Annotated in this window: 18 protein-coding genes; 7 read left to right on the forward strand and 11 right to left on the reverse strand. The window is 67.9% G+C overall.

What is annotated here, in order from left to right; genetic code table 11:
• Window position 1: 1 nt before the first annotated feature.
• Complete coding sequence (locus AB4879_RS18925) at window positions 2-2,290, forward strand: CoA transferase (protein WP_370508788.1); 2,289 nt, start codon at window positions 2-4, stop codon at window positions 2,288-2,290.
• Here the strand turns inward: AB4879_RS18925 and AB4879_RS18930 are convergent.
• The 4 genes from AB4879_RS18930 to arcA are packed head-to-tail and all read right to left on the reverse strand — an operon-like array spanning window position 2,230 to window position 8,190.
• Window positions 2,230-3,795 carry a flavin-containing monooxygenase gene (locus AB4879_RS18930; protein ID WP_370508789.1) on the reverse strand — a complete coding sequence of 522 codons (1,566 nt, stop codon included), beginning with the start codon at window positions 3,793-3,795 and terminating at the stop codon, window positions 2,230-2,232. The two genes, AB4879_RS18925 and AB4879_RS18930, sit on opposite strands and share 61 nt — an antisense overlap.
• Window positions 3,795-5,537: a flavin-containing monooxygenase gene (locus AB4879_RS18935; protein WP_370508790.1), complete on the reverse strand. Its 1,743-nt coding sequence runs from the start codon at window positions 5,535-5,537 to the stop codon at window positions 3,795-3,797. Before AB4879_RS18935 ends, AB4879_RS18930 begins: the two co-directional genes overlap by 1 nt.
• Window positions 5,534-7,012, reverse strand: a complete 1,479-nt coding sequence (locus tag AB4879_RS18940) for an aldehyde dehydrogenase (protein ID WP_370508791.1) — start codon at window positions 7,010-7,012, stop codon at window positions 5,534-5,536. Before AB4879_RS18940 ends, AB4879_RS18935 begins: the two co-directional genes overlap by 4 nt.
• Window positions 6,985-8,190: an arginine deiminase gene (gene arcA / locus AB4879_RS18945; RefSeq protein ID WP_370508792.1), complete on the reverse strand. Its 1,206-nt coding sequence runs from the start codon at window positions 8,188-8,190 to the stop codon at window positions 6,985-6,987. Before arcA ends, AB4879_RS18940 begins: the two co-directional genes overlap by 28 nt.
• A 47-nt stretch (window positions 8,191-8,237) precedes the next feature.
• Between arcA and soxR the strand changes: the two genes are divergently transcribed.
• Together soxR and AB4879_RS18955 are read left to right on the forward strand one after the other, a co-directional pair.
• Complete coding sequence (gene soxR / locus AB4879_RS18950; protein ID WP_102808062.1) at window positions 8,238-8,669, forward strand: redox-sensitive transcriptional activator SoxR; 432 nt, start codon at window positions 8,238-8,240, stop codon at window positions 8,667-8,669.
• Between the two features lie 45 nt (window positions 8,670-8,714).
• A complete protein-coding gene (locus tag AB4879_RS18955; RefSeq protein WP_199189925.1) occupies window positions 8,715-9,311 on the forward strand; it encodes an alpha-ketoglutarate-dependent dioxygenase AlkB in 597 nt (198 codons plus the stop codon).
• 2 nt (window positions 9,312-9,313) lie between these two features.
• On the opposite strand, the gene AB4879_RS18960 is transcribed toward AB4879_RS18955, so the two are convergent.
• Entirely contained in the window at window positions 9,314-9,973 is a 660-nt protein-coding gene (locus AB4879_RS18960) for a DUF5642 family protein (RefSeq protein WP_370508793.1), read from the reverse strand.
• Between the two features lie 19 nt (window positions 9,974-9,992).
• Complete coding sequence (locus AB4879_RS18965; protein ID WP_370508794.1) at window positions 9,993-10,688, reverse strand: DUF5642 family protein; 696 nt, start codon at window positions 10,686-10,688, stop codon at window positions 9,993-9,995.
• Window positions 10,689-10,750: 62 nt separating this feature from the next.
• Here AB4879_RS18965 and AB4879_RS18970 point away from each other — a divergent pair, with 62 nt between their 5' ends.
• A complete protein-coding gene (locus AB4879_RS18970; RefSeq protein ID WP_370508795.1) occupies window positions 10,751-11,713 on the forward strand; it encodes a linear amide C-N hydrolase in 963 nt (320 codons plus the stop codon).
• Here the strand turns inward: AB4879_RS18970 and AB4879_RS18975 are convergent.
• Both AB4879_RS18975 and AB4879_RS18980 read right to left on the reverse strand, forming a co-directional pair.
• Window positions 11,710-12,186 carry a TspO/MBR family protein gene (locus tag AB4879_RS18975; RefSeq protein ID WP_036340954.1) on the reverse strand — a complete coding sequence of 159 codons (477 nt, stop codon included), beginning with the start codon at window positions 12,184-12,186 and terminating at the stop codon, window positions 11,710-11,712. The genes AB4879_RS18970 and AB4879_RS18975 overlap by 4 nt on opposite strands.
• Window positions 12,187-12,249: 63 nt before the next feature.
• Complete coding sequence (locus AB4879_RS18980; RefSeq protein WP_370508796.1) at window positions 12,250-13,545, reverse strand: PE-PPE domain-containing protein; 1,296 nt, start codon at window positions 13,543-13,545, stop codon at window positions 12,250-12,252.
• 240 nt (window positions 13,546-13,785) lie between these two features.
• On the opposite strand from AB4879_RS18980, the gene AB4879_RS18985 reads away from it, so the two are divergent.
• Together AB4879_RS18985 and AB4879_RS18990 are read left to right on the forward strand one after the other, a co-directional pair.
• A complete protein-coding gene (locus AB4879_RS18985) occupies window positions 13,786-14,499 on the forward strand; it encodes an LpqN/LpqT family lipoprotein (protein WP_370508797.1) in 714 nt (237 codons plus the stop codon).
• Window positions 14,500-14,717: 218 nt separating this feature from the next.
• Complete coding sequence (locus AB4879_RS18990; RefSeq protein ID WP_370508798.1) at window positions 14,718-16,001, forward strand: HNH endonuclease signature motif containing protein; 1,284 nt, start codon at window positions 14,718-14,720, stop codon at window positions 15,999-16,001.
• Here AB4879_RS18990 and AB4879_RS18995 read toward each other — a convergent pair.
• Window positions 15,998-16,819, reverse strand: coding sequence for a shikimate 5-dehydrogenase (locus AB4879_RS18995; protein ID WP_370508799.1), 822 nt, complete (start codon window positions 16,817-16,819; stop codon window positions 15,998-16,000). The genes AB4879_RS18990 and AB4879_RS18995 overlap by 4 nt on opposite strands.
• A gap of 1 nt (window position 16,820) precedes the next feature.
• Window positions 16,821-17,867 carry a GNAT family N-acetyltransferase gene (locus AB4879_RS19000; protein WP_370508800.1) on the reverse strand — a complete coding sequence of 349 codons (1,047 nt, stop codon included), beginning with the start codon at window positions 17,865-17,867 and terminating at the stop codon, window positions 16,821-16,823.
• Window positions 17,868-18,070: 203 nt separating this feature from the next.
• Between AB4879_RS19000 and AB4879_RS19005 the strand changes: the two genes are divergently transcribed.
• Entirely contained in the window at window positions 18,071-19,561 is a 1,491-nt protein-coding gene (locus AB4879_RS19005) for a cellulase family glycosylhydrolase (RefSeq protein ID WP_370508801.1), read from the forward strand.
• A 3-nt stretch (window positions 19,562-19,564) separates the two neighbouring features.
• Here the strand turns inward: AB4879_RS19005 and AB4879_RS19010 are convergent, their stop codons facing one another.
• Window positions 19,565-20,428, reverse strand: a complete 864-nt coding sequence (locus AB4879_RS19010; protein ID WP_370508802.1) for an SDR family NAD(P)-dependent oxidoreductase — start codon at window positions 20,426-20,428, stop codon at window positions 19,565-19,567.
• Window positions 20,429-20,447 lie beyond the last annotated feature (19 nt).

Below are 20,447 nucleotides of genomic sequence, written 5' to 3' on the forward strand. Positions count from 1 at the left end.
CGTGACATCTCCCCTGTCGGGTATCCGGGTGCTCGAGATCGGCGACCGGATCGCCACCGCCTACTGCGGCAAGCTGCTGCGCGACGCCGGCGCCGAGGTGGTGATGGTCGAACCCCCCACCGGCCACCGACTGCGGCGGTACCGACCTGTCGGTGTCGCACCGTCCGAGGGCGACAGCCCGTTCTTCTCGTTCCTGGCCGGCGGCAAACACAGCATCGCCGTACCGTCGGTCACCGCCGCGCTGCTGGATTCCGCCGACATCGTCATCCTGGGCGCCACCCCGCAGCAGGCCGCCACGCTGGGCCTGAGCGCGGACGAGATCACCTGCTGCACAACACCGGTGGTCACGGTGTCGAACTTCGGCTGGGAAGGCCCGTGGGCAGAACTGCCGGCCACCGAGTTCACCATGCAAGCCTGGTGTGGCTCGACCGGGTCACGGGGAGAGCCGGACCGGCCGCCGATCGCCGTCGGCGGCGACCTGGGTGAGTTCATCGCCGGTAGTTACGCCGCATTCTTCGCGCTCGCCGCGCACCGCTCTGGCGGCGGCTTCGACATGTCGGTGCTGGAAGCGATGACCACGTCGATGCAGGTGTTCTCCTGGCTGCGTAAAGAATTGATGCTTCTCGAGGTCGTCGGCCGCTCGACCGAGGTGCCGTCGGTGGAGCGCGCCAAAGACGGTTACGTCGGAATCTCGATGGCCACCGGTCAGCAGTGGCAGGACTTCTGCGCGATGGTCGAATGCCCCGACCTGGCCGACGTTCCCGAGTTGCGTTTCCAGGTGGGCCGCTGGGAACAGCGCGGCCTCATCCGGGCCCGCATCGGCGACTGGTTCGCCACGCACACCGTCGCGGAGATCGTCGAGCTGGCCGAGTTGTTCCGCATCCCGATGGCGGCCATCGGCAACGGTGAAACACTGTCCGGGATGGATCATTTCGTCGCGCGGAAGTCGTTCGTCGATCATCCCGCCGGGTTCCGCGCGCCGGGGCCGCCGTGGCGGATGAGTCGCACGCCGCCACTGCCGCCGGCGTTGCCTCCCGCTGTCGGTGACACCGTGGCCGACTGGACGCCACGGGACAAGCCGGACCGCGCGGGCCTGCCGCTCGACGGTGTCCGGATCGTGGACCTGACCGCGTTCTGGGCCGGACCGGCCGCCACTCACCTGCTGGCGATGCTGGGTGCCGACGTGGTCAAGGTCGAGTCGGTACAGCGCCCGGACGGGATGCGCTTCGCCGGCGGGTTCCGTGCGGACGTCGAGCGGTGGTGGGAGTACAGCTGGGTCTTTCACGGCGTCAACTCCGGCAAGCGCTCGGTGACCCTGGATCTGGAATCCGAGGAAGGCAGAGCACTTTTCGGTCGGATGGTCGCCGAGGCCGACGTGGTGATCGAGAATTTCACCCCCCGGGTGATGGAGAACTTCGGGCTGGGGTACGAGGCGCTGCGCCGGTTCAACGAGCAGATCATCGAGGTTCGCATGCCCGGGTTCGGGCTCGACGGCCCGTGGCGCGACCGGGTGGGCTTCGCGATGACGATGGAGCAGCTTGCGGGGCTGGCCTGGATCACCGGGTATCCCGACGGCCTGCCGACCGCCCCGCGCGGTGCGTGCGACCCGCTGGCCGGAGTGCACGCCGCGTTCCTCACCCTCGCCGCCCTGGAGCACCGCAGGCGCACCGGTCAGGGGCAACTGATCGAGGTGCCGATGATCGACGTGGTGCTCAATGCCAGTGCGCTGCAGGTGATCGAGCGCGACGCCGCGGGTGTGCTGCTGACCCGCCGGGGCAACCGCGGGCACGAGTTCGCCGTGCAAAACGTCTACGCCTGCGCCGGGCATGACCAGTGGGCGGCGGTCAGCATCCGCCACGACGCCGACTGGGCCGCGCTCACAGCGCTTCTCGGCCAACCGAACTGGGCGCACGGCGTGAGTTACACCGCCGATGCGGGCGACCTCATCGACGGCCATCTCGCCGAGTGGCTTGCGACCCGACCCCGAGACGAGGCCGTCGCAGCATTGCTTGCCGCCGGGATACCCGCGGCGCCCGTTCTGCAGCCGCCCGATGTGATCGACAACCCCTCGCTGCAGGCACGTGGGTTCTTCCAGACGGCGTCACACCCGCTGTGCGGACCACTGCCCTACCCGCGGCCGCCGGTCACCGGGCACTTCGTCGCTGCGGCGGCTCCGCTGCTGGGACAGCACAATGCTGACATCCTCGGCGGTGCACTGGGATTGACGGATCAGGACCTGGCTCGCCTGGCGGCCGACGACGTGATCGGGTCCTGGCCGCTGGGACTGTGACCGCCCGTCCGGTGAATCCAGTCGCCGGGCTTCAACCGCCACGTGCGACGGGCGTATTCGATTTCGGTGTATGGCCATTGCGTGACGATGCGACCACCGGCTGAGCGAAAATAGCTGCCGCACTGCGTCCACACCGTCTGTTCGAGTTCGGCGGAGATCTCGTCGTTGAATCGCCGCTCGGCTTCCGGGTCCACCTCCAGCGTGCCGCCTGTGCGGCGTAGCCGCGCCACCGCGTCGGCGGCCAGCCGGGCCCCCGCCTCCAGGATGTACACGATCGAGTTGCCGCCCTGATTGGTGTTGGGCCCGTACAGCATCAGGAAATTCGGGAAACCGCTGACCGCGACACCGAGGTAGGCGCTGGGGTCTTCGCCCCAACGGTCGTGCAGCGACTGCCCTCCGACGCCGACGACCTCGATGCCGGCCAGGTAACGGCTGGTCTGGAATCCGGTGGCGAGCACGATGACGTCGGCCTCGGTGGTCGACGAGGCGGTGCACACCGCGTCCTCGGTGACCTTCTCGACGGGTTCGGTCACCAAAGACACGTTGTCCTGCTGCAGCGCGGCGTAGTAGTCGCCACCGAGCAGCACCCGCTTGCAGCGGAACGGGTAGTCCGGGGTGAGCGCCTCGCGGAGCTGTTCGTCGGTGACGTTGCGGCGCAGGAACTCTTCGGCAATACACTGCCGCCCAGCCACCCGGGGGTCGTCGAGTCGCAGCGCGGTGTTGTCGTGCTGCTCCTTCCACAGCCGCCACCGTTCGCGGCGCCCGGCCCAGGGGATATGCCGGAAGCGGTCGAGCTCGCCGGCGGTGAACGCGCGATCGTCCTTGGGCACCATCCACGGCGGTGTGCGCTGGAAGACCGTCAGCTCGGCGGCGTCCCTGGCCAGTTCCGGAACGACCTGCACCGCACTGGCTCCGGTGCCGATGACCGCCACCCGGCAGCCGGTGACGTCGGCGCGCGGATCCCATCGCGCGGTGTGCATGATCGCCCCGCCGAAGTCGGTCAGCCCGTCGATGTCGGGCAGCTTGGGCTCGCCGAACAGGCCGACAGCACTGATCACCACGTCGGCCGAGAACGCGAATCCGCTTCCGGTACCGACCGATTCGAGGTCGAGATGCCACTGTTGCGCTCGTTCGTTCCAGCGCATGCTCCGCACCGCGGTGCCGGTCAGCAGGTGCCGTTCCAGATCGAAGTCCCTGGCCACCGACTCCAGGTAGGCCAGGATCTCGGGCTGCCGGGCGTAGGTGCGGCTCCAGTTCCGGTTGGGTGCGAACGACAGCGAGTAGAGGTGGCTCTGGATGTCGCACGCCGCACCGGGATAGGTGTTCAGCCGCCAGGTGCCACCGACTCCGTCGCAACGTTCGATGATCGCGATGTCGTCGACGCCGATGCGCCGCAACGCGACTGCGGCGGCCAGGCCGCCGAACCCGGCGCCGATGATCGCCACCCGCGGTGACCGGTGCCGCACCGCTGCCCGCAGTCGGCCCGTCAGGTATCGAGCTGTCATCAGAGACCACCTCGAGCGATCTCGAGTCCGTCGAGCGTGCCGTCCTGCCGCCACGCAGCCAGGATGTCGGCGTATTCGGTTGGGGTGCCGTAGAAGAAGCTGCCCTGCCGAGTGGTGGCGTTGGCCATGCCCTCCCGGTTGTAGTACCCCGGGGTGCAGTTCCTGGCGCGGTCAGCGGTCCCCGCGGATCTGCCCACCACGATGTCCACCCAGTTGTCCTCGGCGGCCGCCGTCGATTCGACGCGGGTCACGGTGCGCGCCAGGCTCTCGGCGATGATCCATCCGACATGGGTGGCCTGGACGTCGAGCAGGTAGGGGAAGTTCACCGTGAAGCCGGACTGCGCGATGCTTTCGACGAAGAGGTTGGGAAAGCCGGCCACCATCATACCGTGCAGCGTCCGGACGCCGTCACGCCACTTGTCGGTCAGCGTGATCCCGTCCCGGCCGAGCACCTCGAACCCGGTGCGCCGCGCGTACTCGGTGCCCACCTCGAATCCGGTCGCGAAGATCAGGCAATCGACTTCGTGCTCGACAGCGTCGACCACGACACCGCGTTCGGTGATGCGCTCGACGCCGCGGCCGTGGGTGTCGACCAGAGTCACGTTGGGGCGGTTGAACGTTGCCAGGTAGTCGTCGTGGAAGCACGGGCGTTTGCAGAAGTACCCGTACCACGGTTTGAGCGCCTCGGCGGTGGCCGGATCGGTGACGGTCGCGTCGACACGCGCGCGGACCTCCTCCATCTTCGCGAAGTCGGCCAGCTCGCCGTCCCGCATCACCAGCAGCGTCTTGACGATGCTGGTCCAGGCGTCGGCCACCAGGTCTTCGTCGGCGTCGCCGCCGGCGGTGAGCTGCTGGAAGTTCTCGATGCGACGCCGCTGCCAGCCGGGTGTCAGTGTGGCGGCCCATTGTGCGTCGGTGGGCCGGTTGGCGCGGACGTCGACCGATGACGGTGTGCGCTGGAACACCGAGAGATGACCGGCGGCGCGCGCCAGGTGCGGAACGCACTGCACGGCCGTGGCACCCGTACCGATGATCCCGATCCGCTTGTCGGCCAGCAGTTCCAGGTCCCGCCCGGTGTACTCGTAGTCCCACCGGCTGGTGTGGAAGGTGTGCCCCGCGAACGACGCGATGCCCGGGATGCCGGGAAGTTTCGGCTTCTGCAGGTAGCCGTTCGCCATCGAGACGAACCGGGCGCGGATCGCATCACCGCGATCGGTTTCCACGATCCACCGCTCGCTGCGCTCGTCCCAGCGGATCTGCCGGACCTCGGTGTGCAACAGGGCATCGCGATAGAGGTCGTAATGCTCGGCGATGCGCCGGCAGTGCTCGAAGATCTCCGGGCCCTTGGCGTACTTCTCGGTCGGCAGATAGCCGACCTCCTCCAACAGCGGCATGTAGACGTAGGACTCGACATCGCAGGCGATGCCGGGGTATCGGTTCCAGTACCAGGTGCCGCCGACGTCGGCCGCCTTGTCGATCAGCCGGATGTCGGCGACGCCGAGTTCCCGCAACCGGGCACCGGTCAGCAGACCGCCGAACCCGGCGCCGATGATCGCGACATCGACCTCGTCGCTGACCGGCTCGCGGGGTTCGGGCGCACCGGACCACGGGTCGGAGGCGAAGCCGGCGAAGTCACCGGCCACCTCGACGTACTGCCCGATACCGTCGGGGCGCAACCGGATCTCGCGCTCCCGGGCATAACGGGCGCGCAGCGCGTCGGGATCGAACGGCAGCCCGGTCACGTCGTCCCCACCGCGGTGGCGATCACTTTGGTCTCGAGGTACTCGGAGAAGCCGGCCACCCCCATCTCACGGCCGTTGCCCGACTGCTTGTAGCCGCCGAACGGGGTGTCGGCCGAATACCACACTCCCCCATTGACACTGACCGTTCCGGTCCGCAGCCGCGCCGCCACCGAGGTCGCCCGCTGCGGGTCCGAACTCCACACCGCCGCGGACAGCCCGTAGGGCGAGTCGTTGGCGATGGCGACCGCGTCGTCGTCACCGTCATGGGCCAGCACCACCAATACCGGGCCGAAGATCTCCTCACGCGCCACCCGGGCCGAATTGTCGAGGCCCCGAATCACCGTGGGGGCGATGAAGTAGCCGCGGTCCAGTGCGCCAGGACGGCCTCCGCCGCAGGCGAACGAGCCGCCCTCGTCCAACGCCAGATCCAGATAGCCCTGCACACGGTCACGCTGACGCGCCGAGATCAGCGGGCCGCTCACCGTCGCGGGATCGGTCGGGTCGCCGACCGCGATACCGCCCATCGCATCGGCGGCCGCGCCCACGGCCTCGTCGTATCGGTTGCGCGGCACCAGCAGACGGGTGGTGAACGCACAGCCCTGGCCGGCGTGCCGGGACACCGCGACAGCCGCCGCGCCGCACGCCCGGCCCAGGTCGGCGTCGTCGAGCACGATGAACGCCGACTTGCCGCCGAGTTCGAGGAAGACCTTGGTGATGTTGTCGGCCGCGGCGGCCGTCACCGCGGCGCCGGTGGCCGTCGACCCGGTGAACGACACCACGTCCACCCGGGCGTCGCGGCACAGCTGCGCACCCAGACCGGGATCGGCGGCGGTCACGACATTGACCACACCCGGCGGGAAGTCGGTGTGCTCGGCGATGATCCGGCCGATGTGGGCGGCGCACCACGGGGTCTCGGGAGCGGGCTTGAGGACCACGGTATTGCCTGCCGCCAAGGCCGGCCCCAGCTTGGCGAGGTTGATCTGATGCGGGAAGTTGAACGGCGTGATCGCGCCGACGACCCCGTACGGCTCACGGACCAGCCAGCGCTGCGTCGCGATACCCATCGGGGATGCCACCCCGAGATCGGTTTTCCACGAATAACTTTCGGCGGTGTCGGCGGGGAACGCCAGATCGTTGACCGGGCCTTCGAGGTGTGAGCCGTACGTGAAAGTCACCGGGGCGCCCACCTCGGCGACGGTGATCGAACGCAGTTCCTCGATCTCGGCGATCAGTGCCGCACGCAACTGGCGCAGGCAATGCACCCGCAGCGCCACGTCGCGGGTCCAGTCGCTGTGGTCGAACGCGGCGCGCGCGGCGGCGATCGCGCGGTCCATGTCCGCGTTGTCGGCGTCGGCCGCCGGCCCGATCTGCTCCTCGGTGGCCGGATTGACGGTGCTGAACGTGCCCGCCCCGCCGGGGACCAGCTTCCCGTCGATCAGCAGATCGGTCACAGCGGGTCCCGGGCCACCGGACATGACATGCAGCGCGGACCCCCGCGCCCGGTGCCGAGCTCGGAGGCCGCGATCGGCAGCACTTCGATACCCGAATCCTGCAACCGGGCATTGGTTTCGGTGTTGCGTTCATAGGCGACGACGACGCCGGGGGCCACCGCGAGGGTGTTGTTGCCGTCGTCCCACTGCTCGCGTTCGGCGGTCACCGGGTCCAGCCCGGTGTCGATGACCCGCAGCGCAGTTCCCATCGCGTCGGCGGCCGCCTTTACGAACGGCACCTCGTCCAGGATCTTCACCCCGTCGGGTGTGCGTTTGATGGTGAACGCCGACAGCGAGTCACTGATCGCCGGGTACATCACCACCGCATCGACGTCCACCATCGTGCAGACGGTGTCCAGGTGCATCTGCGCTCGCTCCTGGGCGATCGGGACGGCCAGCACCGTGTGGGCCAACCCGTCGTCGAACAGGCTGCGCGCCAATGCTTCCGCGCCCGCCGGGGTGGTGCGCTCCCCGACTCCGACGGCCACCACGCCGGGCGAGAGCAGCAACACGTCACCGCCTTCCACCGGCGCCGTGTGCGATTCGTAGGCGCGGCGCACACCGAGGAAACGTGGGTGATGGGCGTAGATGAGGTCGGTGAGTGAGGTTTCGCGCATCCGCGCGGGCAGGGCCAGCGAGGTGATCGCCACCCGAGGACCTATCCAGAACGACGAGTCGCGGGTGAACAACAGGTTCGGTAGCGGCTCGATGACGAAGTCGCCGCCGTGATGCATCAGCCGGACCAGCGACATGTCCGACGTTGCGCCCGAGGGTAATTCGGTGAAAGTCATGCCCGCCATCAGCACATGCGCAAGCGCGGCCGGCTCCAGGCTGCGCAGGTAGGCTGAAAGTTCCTGCGCCAGAGGCAATCCCAGGCGGCGCGCATCGACGGCAGCGGCGATGCCCTGCATCCTGGCCGCCCCGCTGCCCAGCGCCTCGGTCAGCAGTTCGGACAGCAACAGCACTTCCACGCCCCGCGACCGCAGCAGGTCGGCGAACGCGTCGTGCTCCTGCTGTGCCCGCGCCACCCACGGCAGACCGTCGAACAGCAGTTTGTCGTTGTTGCGTGGGGTCAACCGCTGCAGTTCGGCACCGGGGCGGTGCAGGATGACGACTCGCAGCGTCCCGACCTCGGAGTTGGAGCCAAGTACGGCGGCAGTCACGAATAGCACCGTAACAACACCTCAGCCAGCTCATCTATCGTCGAGGAGTGACCGAGCACGAACTGGGGCCCGGCGAGCTCGCGGCGCGAGCCGGAGTGGCGATCTCGGCACTGCACTTCTACGAGCGCGAGGGCCTGATCAGCAGCCGCCGAACGTCGGGCAACCAGCGGCGTTACCCCCGCGACACGCTGCGGCGGGTGGCCTTCATCCGGATGTCGCAGCGCCTCGGCATCCCGCTGGCCCGGGTCCGCGAAGCCCTGGCCACCCTGCCGACCGACCGGGTTCCCACCAGCCGGGACTGGGCGCGGCTGTCGGCGGGCTGGCGCGACGACCTCGATGAGCGGATCGGCCATCTGCAGCGGTTGCGCGACAACCTCGCCGACTGCATCGGTTGCGGTTGCCTGAGCCTGCGCAGCTGTGCGCTGTCCAACCCCGAAGACGTCCTCGCCGGACACGGCCCCGGGGCGGCGAAACTCTAGCTTCGACGCTTCAGCATCGAACAAACGTGCGATATCCTCGAGCTCGTGTCTGTCCCGGTTCAGGGCGCGCTGTTCGAGCACAGCGAGCGCCGCGAGCTCGGTGCCGGCGCGTGGATCGACATGCGCTCGGCCTGGGTCGACGATGCCGACGCGTTGTTCGACGCCCTGCTCGACGACGTCGCCTGGCGTGCCGAACGGCGGCAGATGTATGACCGGGTCCTCGACGTTCCGCGCCTGGTGAGCTTCCACGACCTGCTGACCGAACCGCCGCCGAACCCCGCCATCACGAAGCTGCGCCGTCGCCTCAACGACGTCTACGCCGGCGAATTGGGCGAGCCGTTCACCAGTGCCGGGCTGTGCCTGTACCGCGACGGCGCCGACAGCGTGGCCTGGCACGGCGACACGATCGGCCGCAGCAGCACCGAGGACACCATGGTGGCGATCGTCAGCCTCGGCGCCACCCGGGTGTTCGCGCTGCGACCCCGCGGCGGCGGTCAGTCGCTGCGGCTTCCCCAGCACCACGGCGACCTTCTGGTGATGGGCGGTTCATGCCAGCGCACCTGGGAGCACGCCGTTCCCAAGACCGCGCTGCCGAAAGGACCGCGGATCAGCATCCAGTTCCGGCCGCGCGACGTGCGCTGAGGTCAGCCCCGGATCGCGTTGACGGCGGCGACCAGGAGATCGCGGGCCCGCCCGGTGTTCACCGGCACGACCGGCTTGTCGGGCAGGACCAGCGGGTTGGCGCTCACGATCACCTGATAGACCCCGAAATGGGCGGAGTAGTTGTACGTCTCGCCGGTGCGCGCCTGGTTGTTGACCACCGCCTGCAGCACCCGATGGACGCCCAGCGTCTTGGCGCCGTCGATCGTGGGCGTCTCGACCGACTCGACCAACCCGCGCAGCGCGCTACCGGTGAAGGTGACCTTGCGGCAGTCCGGCCCGGGTTCGGTCACCGGCACCGCCGAGTCGGTTTCGACGGCGATCACGATGAAGCGGTTGCCCTGACCCTCGGCCGACACCGCGGCCATGTTGCCCTGGGTGCCCTGCGGTACGAGTTGCCCGGTGGCGTACTTCGCACAGGACGGCGGATCGAAGGTCAGGCCGTCGGGCAGTTTCTGGCCGGCCAGCACCTGCGGGTCGATTCCGGTCTTGGCGACCTCGGAAACCGTGAAGTCCGGACCGAAGCTCGACTTCAGCGTCGTCACCTTGGCGATATCGGCCTTCGGTTCGGCCGGTGCGCCCGATGAACACGCCACCACCAGTCCGGCGCACAGCACTGCGACGACCGCGCCGGGTTTCACCATCGTGGTCAATGTACCTGCCTCAGCCGCGTAGAGCAGTGACCGTCGCGACCAGAAGATCGCCGACGGAATCCGAATCCAGTGCCGGATGCGGTGATCCGGGATCGGTGACCAGGGTGACATAGACGACGTGGCCGTCGGCATAGGCCTGCGCGGTGACGGCCTGCCCGTCGGTCTCGGTGCCGGACTCGACGACGGTGCGGGTGATGACGGTCATCGCGACGGTCCGGACACCGTCGATGCTGGGCGCTTCGGACGCCGGCGCCAGGGTCACGTCACCGGTCGTGTGCGCGAACGTCATCGTCCACCGGGCGCAGTCACCGATCACCGCGTCATCCGGCGCCGGCTGGGCGGGCACCGCGACGACGACGTAGACGGTCCCGCCCGGCCCCGACGCCGAGTAGCCACGGGCGCCGGGATCGGCGGGCGCCGGGTCCGCCAGCGCCGCGCACTGCGCCGGGGCTGCCGTCCACCCGGATCCGAAGCCCCACATGCCCGCAGCGCTCACCGGGCCCGCCAGGTCGGCGATCTCGTACCCGGCCGGCAGCGACGATCGGATGCGTTTGATGTTGGCCGGGTTGATCACGCCCGCGCCGGGCGCCGACGTCGATGTGGACGACGACGGCGGCGGCGCCGGGGTGGGCTTTGCGCACGCCGCCAGACCGAGGCCCGTCCCCAGGCACAATGTCGTCGTCAGGCAGACGATCAGCCGCCGCACGGGGCTTTGATACCACTGATCGTTGGGCTGATGCGCGTGCCTCGCGGGCTAACCTGTCAGCCATGTGTACTCGGGTGCTGTGGAACACCAATGACCTCGCGGTCCTCACCGGTCGCTCGATGGACTGGCCGGAGTCGACGCAACCGTTGATCGTCGGGTTTGCCCGCGGCCGGGACCGCGACGGCAGCCGGCCGACCGGAATCGTCGCCGACCCGAACCCGCTGCGCTGGACCAGCCGCTACGCCAGCCTGGTGACGACCGTCTACGGGCTGGGCACCGTGGACGGCCTCAACGAGGCGGGCCTGGCCGGCCACGGGCTGTACCTGAACGAGACGGACTTCGGCCCGCGCGACCCGGCGAAACCCGGGGTGCAGGCCGGATTGTGGTTGCAGTATCTGCTGGATCAGGCGGACACGGTGGCCGAGGCGCTGCGGCTGATGGACGAGATCCAGCTGGTGAAGGTGTCGGCCCACGGACGCGACGCCAACCTGCATGTCGCCCTTGAGGACGCCGGTGGCGACTCGGCGATCATCGAATTCGCCCAGGGCCAGGCGGTGGTCCACCACGGCCGCCAGTTCACGTTGATGACCAACGATCCAACCTACGACGAGCAGCTGAATCTGCTTTCCCTGCAGGACTTTTCCCATCCGAGCCGGGAGATGCCGTTGCCCGGGAACGTCAACCCGGTCGATCGGTTCCAGCGCGCCGCCTACTACAGCGCCCTGCTGCCCACCCCGGGTTCACAGCGCGAGGCGATCGCGAGCGTGATGGCGATCATGCGCAACGTGTCGGTTCCATTCGGGGCGCCCTATGGCGACTTCGGCGTCTACAACACCGAATACCGAACGGTGACCGACCTGACCAACCGGATGTACTTCTTCGAGTTGACCACCAGCCCCAACGTCGTGTGGGTCGACATGGACCGGTTGAAGCTCGACGACACGCCGGTAGCCGTCGACCCCTACGACGAATCGCTGATCGGCGACATCACCGACCGCTTCGCGCCGCGTGAGATGGCGTTCTAACGGTTGAGGCGCCAGATGTCGGTCGACATCAGCGTCGCGAACGAACACCACAACGGGTAGGGCGCGAGTGCCGCGCCGAACTTCGGGTCCGCGGCGGCGGACCGGCGTGCCAGATCGGCGCTGCTGACGGCAAGCGCGCCGGCCGCCACCGCCGACGGTCCGAGCTTGTGGGACTTGAAGAACAGCCAGCTCCAACCCGCATTCAGCACCAGGTTCACGCCGAGCGCGCCGATGTAGCTGCGGGCCTTGGCGTCCTCGCCGTTGGCCCTGAGCTTGTCGATCGTCGCCGCCGACGTGACGGCGATATCGGCATACAGCGTCGTCCACGCCACCGGGAACACGGCGTTCGGCGGAACGTAGCGAGGTTTCCGAATCCGGGGATACCAGGTCTCGACACCGCTGCGGCTGGCGATGCTGCCGGTCACGGCGGCCGCGGCGGTGGCCAATGAGGTTGCGACGATGGACTTTCCCATGGCGCCAACTTACCCATGCGCAAGATCTGCAAACGCACGCGTTCACCGGCCGTCACATAGTGGTCAGAACCGGGCCCGATGGCGACCGACGCCGGAGTGCGCCGGTGTGGCGTTTCCGGGTTGGGGTCGCGCGGATCGGGCCGGCGGCGTGCGGGGCTTGAGGCCCGCGGCGCGGGGTGGTCGCGCGATGGCGCGCCGGGTGGCGGGCGCCGGACCGCTCGGGGGCGATCCGGCGGGAAGCGTTGCGCCGCTGACTCCGAACGGTCCCGCAGGCGTCGTACCGAGTGGGCGCCCCAACCCCGCCTCCTGCAGGCCGTCGTCCAGTCCGACGGGGATGGCCGCGAGGAGGTCTCGGACCATGGTCGCCGGGTTTGTCGGATTCACCAGCGTCGCCGGGGTCGGCTCACCCGGGTTGCTGGTCCGGTCGTAGGCCCATTCGACGATCACCCGCAGCGGTGCATCGAGGACGTCGAGGATCGGTCCCGGCACTCCGAGCTGGGCGAGCGGCATGAGCAGCGGCAGGCGCTTGGTGGGCAGCAGGTAGTACGTGGTGTCACCGGTGGTGCCCTGATTGATCGCGCCGGTGACGGACACGGTGTAGTTCTCGTGCAGGTAGACGATTCCCGCCAACGCATTGAGGTCGGCCAGCAGGTTCAGCGGACGCAACGGGAAGTCGGCCCAGCCGTCGTACTGCTGCGCGATGTCGGCGGTCAGGAATCGGCAGCTGGTGCCGCCGGTATCGCAGCTGTCTGTGGGGGTCGCACCGTCGAACGTCACTCCCAGGATGGGGATGTACAGGCCCGCGAAGCGTTCGAGAAAGCCTCCGTTCGGCCGGTTCGGATTGCTGACGACCACGAACGAGACTGCCGGCGTCGTGCCGATGGAGTCGCGGTACTGCGCGATGAGGTCACGCTTGACGATCGACGCGATCCTCGCGCTCTGCGAGTACCCGAAGACGACGTATTCCGATGCAGGGCTGTCAGCGCCGAAATGCCTTGCCGCGCAGGAAGTCCGACCCTGCAGGCAGTTACCCAGATTGTCGGCACCGGCCGTGACGGACGCGTCGAATCGGCTCGCGCCGACCAGCGGCCAGAACTGTTCGGGGGTGCCGACGGCGACCCGGTGATAGGTGCCGGGATCGGATGAATCGGCCCGCACCGCGCCGGTGGGGGCGATGAAGAGATCGAGCGCTCCCCGGGTGTACTGCTCGGCGAAACCCGGGGAGTCGCCGACCAGAGGGTGTCCCGTGCCGCCCATTATCAGGGCGGTGGTGGCCGCCAGCTGAACGGTGACGGTCAGCATCGCCGCGGCGACGACGCCCGACACGGCCAGGCACAGCAAGCGCAAAACGGTGCCCACGGCGCCCCCCACACGCCAGGCGCAACGCCCATGATGGCTTCACCCGACCCACCACCGCGACCACGCTGCGCCATTGCAATCTCGCGGCCTCAGTCCATGGTGCGCCTGTTTCTCCAGTGCCGTGGCAAAAGCGGTTTCACAGAGATTCATGTGGTTTCGCTGTGAAGGGCACTAAGCTGCTCAATCGAATTCGGTTGATCGCTGGCAACGGCGCGCCACAACAAAAGGAGAACTCGTTCGATGAACAAGATGACGGCGGTAGCCACGGCGGGCCTGGCCGCCGTTTCCTTGAGTTTCGCGCTCGTCGGCTGCGGTTCTGACAGCAAGAACGACAGCACGACGTCCACATCCACGTCGACGTCGACCTCCACGGAGACGTCCACCTCGAAATCCACTGAGACGTCGGCAAGTCCGGCGCCGGCGGCGGGTACGAACAAGACCATTCAGGATTACCTGAAGGAGAACCAGATCACCGAGACGCCGGTCAAGCGTGGCGATCCCGGTTCCCCCAACATCGATCTGGCGATGCCGCCGGGGTGGTCGGACGCCGGCCAGCAGACCCCGGACTGGGCGTACGGTGCGATCGTCTTCGACAGCCCGCAGGACAAGAACGATCCGCCGAGCATCATCGCGATCGTCTCCAAGTTGACCGGCAACGTCGACCCCGCGAAGGTTCTCGAATTCGCGCCGGGTGAACTGCAGAACCTGCCGGGGTGGACGCCGCTCGGCGATGGCGCCAACAAGAGCACGCTCAGCGGCTTCGACGCCGTTCAGCTCGGTGGCAACTACACCAAAGACGGCAAGAAGCGGATCATCGCCCAGAAGACGGTCGTGATTCCCGGCAAGGACGGCCTGTACGTCCTGCAGATGAACGCCGACGCGTTGGACGGCCAGGAGGGTCCCCTGATGGACGCCACCAACATCATCGACGAGAAGACGACGATCACTCCCTGATCGGTGTCGCGAGGCGGCTGTCGGTGCGTGAATCGCGCGCCGGCAGCCGTTTTTGCGATTGGGGGTTGGCGCCAATTCGATTGTGGATGAAGAAGAATCGGCCCGACGAATATGCGGCGAGCCAGCTGAAGTAATCGGGGTTGTCCCCAGTTCCGCTTTCGTCCACAGATCATTTTGGGCGTCGGTTTTTGTCGGTGGTTCGAACTAGTGTTCTAATCATGAGTTCGATCAGCGAGGCGTTGGATGCGCTGGACGCGGCGGTCGAACTCCTAGGTGCCGCCGATATCGAGGAACTGCCCGCCCCGCAACGCTTTACCGCTCTGGAACGGCTCGAGACCGCGCTACGCCGCCAAGTCGCGGTCTCCCATGATCAGCTCACCCATCTCGAGCGCTACGAAGGCTGCCCGCCCATCCCGATCGTGGTGGCCGACGTGTTGCGGATCAGCCGCTCCGCGGCCAAGCGCCGGGTCCGTGATGCCGAGCAACTGGCCCCGCGGATCACGTTGACCGGGGAACCCTTGGCGCCCCTATTGCCGGCCACAGGTAAGGCCTGGGAGGCGGGCTTTCTCGACGGTGAGCATGTGCGGGTGATCCAGAAGTTCTTCCGCGATCTACCCGATCACGTCGGGCCGGTCGAGATCGCGAAGGCCGAACTCACCCTGGCCGAACACGCCCAGACCATGCGGCCCGATCAGCTGGAGAAGGTGGCCGACCGCCTGGCCGTCCACCTCAACCCCGACGGCCAGTATTCCGAAGAAGACCGAGCCCGCAAGCGTGGCTTCGTGTGGTGCGGTGGTCAACGCCCCGACGGCATGAGTGTCGGGAAACTGATCGCCGATCCCGAGTTGCGGTCGATGCTCGATGCGTGGCTGGCGAAATTCGCCGCACCCAAACCCGACGACCTGCGCAGCCACGCCCAACGCCAACACGACGCGCTCGCCGAGTTGGTGCGCGGCCGCCTCGGTGACCCCACACTCGGCCAACACAACGGTCTTCCCGTCACCGTGATCGTGTCGACAACCCTGCAGGAATTGCAGGCCGGGGCCGGGCACGCCGTCACCGCCGGTGGCACCCTGCTGCCGATCACCGACCTGATCCGAATGGCCACCCCCGCACACCACTACCTCGCGGTGTTCGACGGCGTCACCGGCCAATCACTGTGGCTCGGACGCAGCAAGCGACTGGCGTCGTCCGATCAGCGGATCATGTTGTTGGCCAAGTACCGTGGCTGCACCGCGCCCGGCTGCACCGTCAACGGCTACAAGAGCCAGGTCCACCACGCCACCAAGGACTGGAAACACGGCGGCAGCACCGACATCGACGACCTCACGCTGGCCTGCAAATGCGACAACCTGCTCGTCGAAAACGACGGCTGGACCACCCACCAACTCTCCAACGGCCAGACTCACTGGACCCCAACACCCGATGTGCCCATGCGCGGCGGCACCAACGACTACCACCACCCTGAGCGTTTCCTGCCGAAAAGCGACGAAGGCGGCTAGCCCCGGGAGAACGCCGACGCCTCGGCGACCTGCTGCGGGGTGGGCCGGACTCCGGTGTACCGCTCGAACTGTTCGGCCGCCTGCAGCGCGATCACCTCGCCACCGGTGATGACCTGCTTACCCGCCGCCCGCGCCGCGGCGATCAATGGGGTCTCCGACGGCACAGCGACGACGTCGAAAACTGTACGCGCAGCGGCGATCACCGCGTCGGCGTAGGCGGGCTCGCGTTCCTCAGGGCCGTCGGCCATTCCGATCGGCGTTACGTTGACGATAATCGGCGCGCGCAGGTCGCCGACGTCGCTGCGCCAGTCGTAGCCCAGCCGTTGCGCCAACTCCGGGCCGCTGTCGGAGTTCCTGGCCACGATGGTGCCGACGCCGAATCCGCTGTCCCGGAACGCCGTTGCCACCGCGCTCGCCATCCCGCCACTGCCCCGGATGAGCACCTCCGAGTCGGGGTCGAGGCCGTGCTCGGCGATCAACCGCTGCACAGCGGTGTAATCGGTGTTGGCCGCGGTCAGCACACCGTCGTCGTTGACGATCGTGTTCACCGCGTTGATCGCCCGCGCGGAGTCCTCCACATGATCGACCAGCTCCAGTACATCCTGTTTGAACGGCATCGACACCGAACAGCCGCGAATCCCCAGCGCCCGCACGCCACCGATGGCAGCCGCGATATCGGTTGTGGTGAAAGCCTTGTAGATGAAATCCAGGCCGAGCTGCTCGTAGAGATGGTTGTGGAACCGGGTGCCGATGTTGCTTGGCCGCGCGGCCAGCGAGATGCACAACCGGGTGTCTTTGTTCAGCGCAGGCTTGGCCACGTCATCCGATCGCCCGCAGGACCTGTCGTGCCATGCTGCGGATCTCGGCGGCCAGCCCCGGATCAATCTGTATCCCATTGTCTTTCGGGACATCGAACTCGGTGGTCACCACACCGGGCTCTTCACGCTCCCAGTGCGCGCCGAAACGGTCGAGGATCGTCCGCATCGGCAGATTGTCGCCGAGCACCCGCGCCGAAAATCGCTTCACTCCCCCGACCCGCGCCGCGATGATCAACGCGTCCATCAGGAAGTTGCCGATGCCACGCCCCTGATACGCGTCGCCGACGATGAACGCGATCTCGGCGACCGACGGATCGGCCTCATCCCGGACGAACCGCACGTCGGCGACCACCGGGCCGTCCGCACCGTCGACGAGTACCCATACGAAGTGATCGACGTAGTCGACCTGGAACAGGTAGTTCATCAGCGCCATACTCGGTGCCCGCATCGACATGAACCGGCGATAGAGCGTCTCGGAGGAGAACTCGACAGGACCATTCGATGTCCGGGCGCTGTCACCGGGCAGCACCGGACGCAGCCACAGCTCGGTGCCGTCCTTGAGGATCACCGGGATCGGAGTGACGAAAGCGGCCAGCCGCTGCCGGGCGGTGCGAACCAGCCGCTCGCTGATCCCCGGCAGCTCGGCCATGGTCTCGAACGCCGCATGGTCGCCGATGTAGCCGGTGAGCGCTTCGGTGGTGGTGACGGTCGCGGTGCGAGGCTTGTCACGCAGGAGTGCGATCTCGCCGACGATCACACCGGCGGAGACCGAATCCACGACGATTTCACCCTCGTCGCCGACGTGGCGCACCTCGGCCCGGCCGGTATCGATGAGTAGGAACGACACCGCCTGCTCGCCCTGGCGCATCAGGACCCGGCCCGGCGGCGCCTGCAAGGGTCGTAGCCGTTCGGCCAGCGGGCGCAGCAGCTCGGGCCGGCAGCCTGCGAACACCTCCATCTGCGCCAATCCTTCGGCGCGCACGGTGATCAACTCCGGTGCCGCCCCCAACGCCGACGCCAGGCCGCTCTCGCCGCCCTCCGTCGTCATGCGACCTCCCTAGCCATCGACTCCGAGGCTACCGATGGCTCCGCAACCCGGCGCACCGATTCGGAACACCCGCCGGGTCGGGTTGCTCAACTACCGCCCCGACCGCGCCGGCCCGCGCTAGTGTTTGCTGACACAGGGCGCAAATGTCGGGGGTGCTGCGTATGCCTGCTCAATCCTGCCGCGTCACGGCGGCGAAGCGAGCCGTGACGACGGTGACAGCGGCCGCGCTCATCGCGGCCACGCTCACCCCGGCTCCCACCGCAGCGGGGCGGTCGGTGTCGCACGGACCGATCCACCTGCCGGTGGTGCTGATGGCCGCGATCGACGAGTCGCCGACCACCCTGGGCATCGCCGATTCCAATCTGTACACCTTGTCCGAGGCGGATCTGAACACGACCCTCGACGAACTCCAATCGCTCGGCGTCACAGACGTCCGGATCGCGGTGCCATGGATCTTCGTGCAGCCCACCAGTTCTCAGAGCTATGACTGGTCGAAGCTGGACATGGTGGTCAACGCCATCGCCGAGCGCGACATGGGTGTGCTCGGTGTCATCAGCGGGACCCCGGCCTGGGCGGGCTTCCCGCTCAACGGGCATCCCAACCCCGCCACCTACGCCGCGTTCGCCTCGGCCGTCGCTACCCGCTACCAGGGCAAGATCTCGGCCTACGAAGTCTGGAACGAACCGAACGGTGTGACCTTCTGGTCGCCGGTCAGCGCGAAGGCCTACACCGACCTGCTCAAGGCCGCCTACCCCGCGATCAAGGCCGCCGACCCGGACGCCACCGTCATCGGCGGTGTGCTGGGTGCGGTCGGCAACATTCCGGGTGTGTCGACCAGCGCGGTCAAGTTCGTCACGCAGATGTATGCCGATGGGGCACATGGCTTTTTCGACGCGCTGTCCTTTCACCCGTACCACTACGTCACCCCGTTCTCCAAGGGGACCATGCCCGGTGAACCCATCGAACAGGTCGCGGCCATCCGCGCATTGATGGCGGCCAACGGCGACGCCGACCTCAAACTGTGGGCCACCGAATACGGTCTGCCGACCAGCGTGGTGTCGCAGGCCCAGCAAGCCGCCTACATCCACGACTTCGTCGTGGCATGGCAGCAGGTGACCGGCGCCGGTCCGATGTTCATCTACACCACGCGCGACACCGCGACCGGCGCCTTCGACGACGAGGCCAACTTCGGCATCTTCACGACCAACTGGACCCCCAAACTGGCAGCCGAGACCGTCGCCGCGTTGATCGCCGATCTGGCGGACGGCACTGCCGAGCCCTTCGACGTGACGCCGTACATGCCCGCCAATCCGTTCCTGCAGAGCGTCCAGGTATTCATCCGCCAGCTGATCAATCAGGCACTCGTGGTGCCGAAATTCATTGTGCAGCTGGTGAGTAGCGCCATCAACGCGGTGGTGAAGACCATCGCCGGGGCGCTGGGCATCCCGACCGCCGGACGCACCGCCGCGGCCAGACCATCCGCCCCGGCAGCGCAGACCGCCGCGACGCCGACCCCGCGCAGAGCGGTCGCGACAAGCAAGCGGCAACCCGCCACAGCCGGCGCCACTCCCGGCCCCGCCGCCGCGTCCACACCGAGCACACAACGCCGCAGCAAGCCCGCTCAGCAGCGCGCCGATCGGACGGCATCCGGCGGAACCACCGGACACAGCTCCACAGGGCACTCCGCGCGCTGAGACCTACAGGTGCTTGGATCGGTTGACGAAACGGCCGGCGCGCGGCGAAAACAACCATCCACCACCGGCTTTCGTCCCGCCGTCGACCGGGATGTTGTGGCCGGTGACGAAACCTGACAGCTCCGAGGCGAGGAACAGCGCCACCCGCGCCTGATCGTCCGGCCAGCCGACCCGACCGACCGGCGCCCACGACTGCCACAGATGCTCGACGTCCTCATACCCGGTGAGATAGTCCACCTGCGGCGTCTGGGTGAGATCGGTGCCGATGCCGTTGACGCGAATTCCGTGGCGGCCCAGATCGACCGCCAGGCACGTCGTGAAATGTGCGACAGCGGCTTTCATCGCACCGTAGACCGGATCACGCGGAAAACCGCGCATCCCTTCCACCGAGTGGACGTTGACGATGGTGCCGCTGCCCGCCTCGATCATCGCCCCGACGAAGGCACGGGTCACCGCGAAGACATGGCGCAGGTTGACGTCGTACATCCGTTGCCAGGTCTGCGGTGTCGACTCATCGAAGCCCACCAGCGGCCGGTAGTCACCGACGTTGTTGACCACGACGTCCACCCGCCCATGTGTCCCCAGCACCGCATCGGCAAGGCGGGCGACATCGTCGTCGACCGTCACGTCCACGACGTGGCTGCGGATCATCCCGCCGGCCGCCGTCACCTCGCGGCTGATGCGGTCGGCGCGGACCGGGTCGATCTCGGCGACCTCGACGACGGCGCCGTGCGCGGCGAACAGCGCCGAAATCGCACCGCCGATACCGTCGCCACCGCCGGTCACGACCGCAACGCGGCCCTCCAGCAGGCGATTCCAGTCTGATATCTCCGGGATGTGTACGACACCATGCGGGCCGTTGCTCATAGCGGCGCAGCCTACGCCG

It is taken from the genome of Mycobacterium sp. SA01 (assembly GCF_041287105.1).
Classification (GTDB): domain Bacteria; phylum Actinomycetota; class Actinomycetes; order Mycobacteriales; family Mycobacteriaceae; genus Mycobacterium.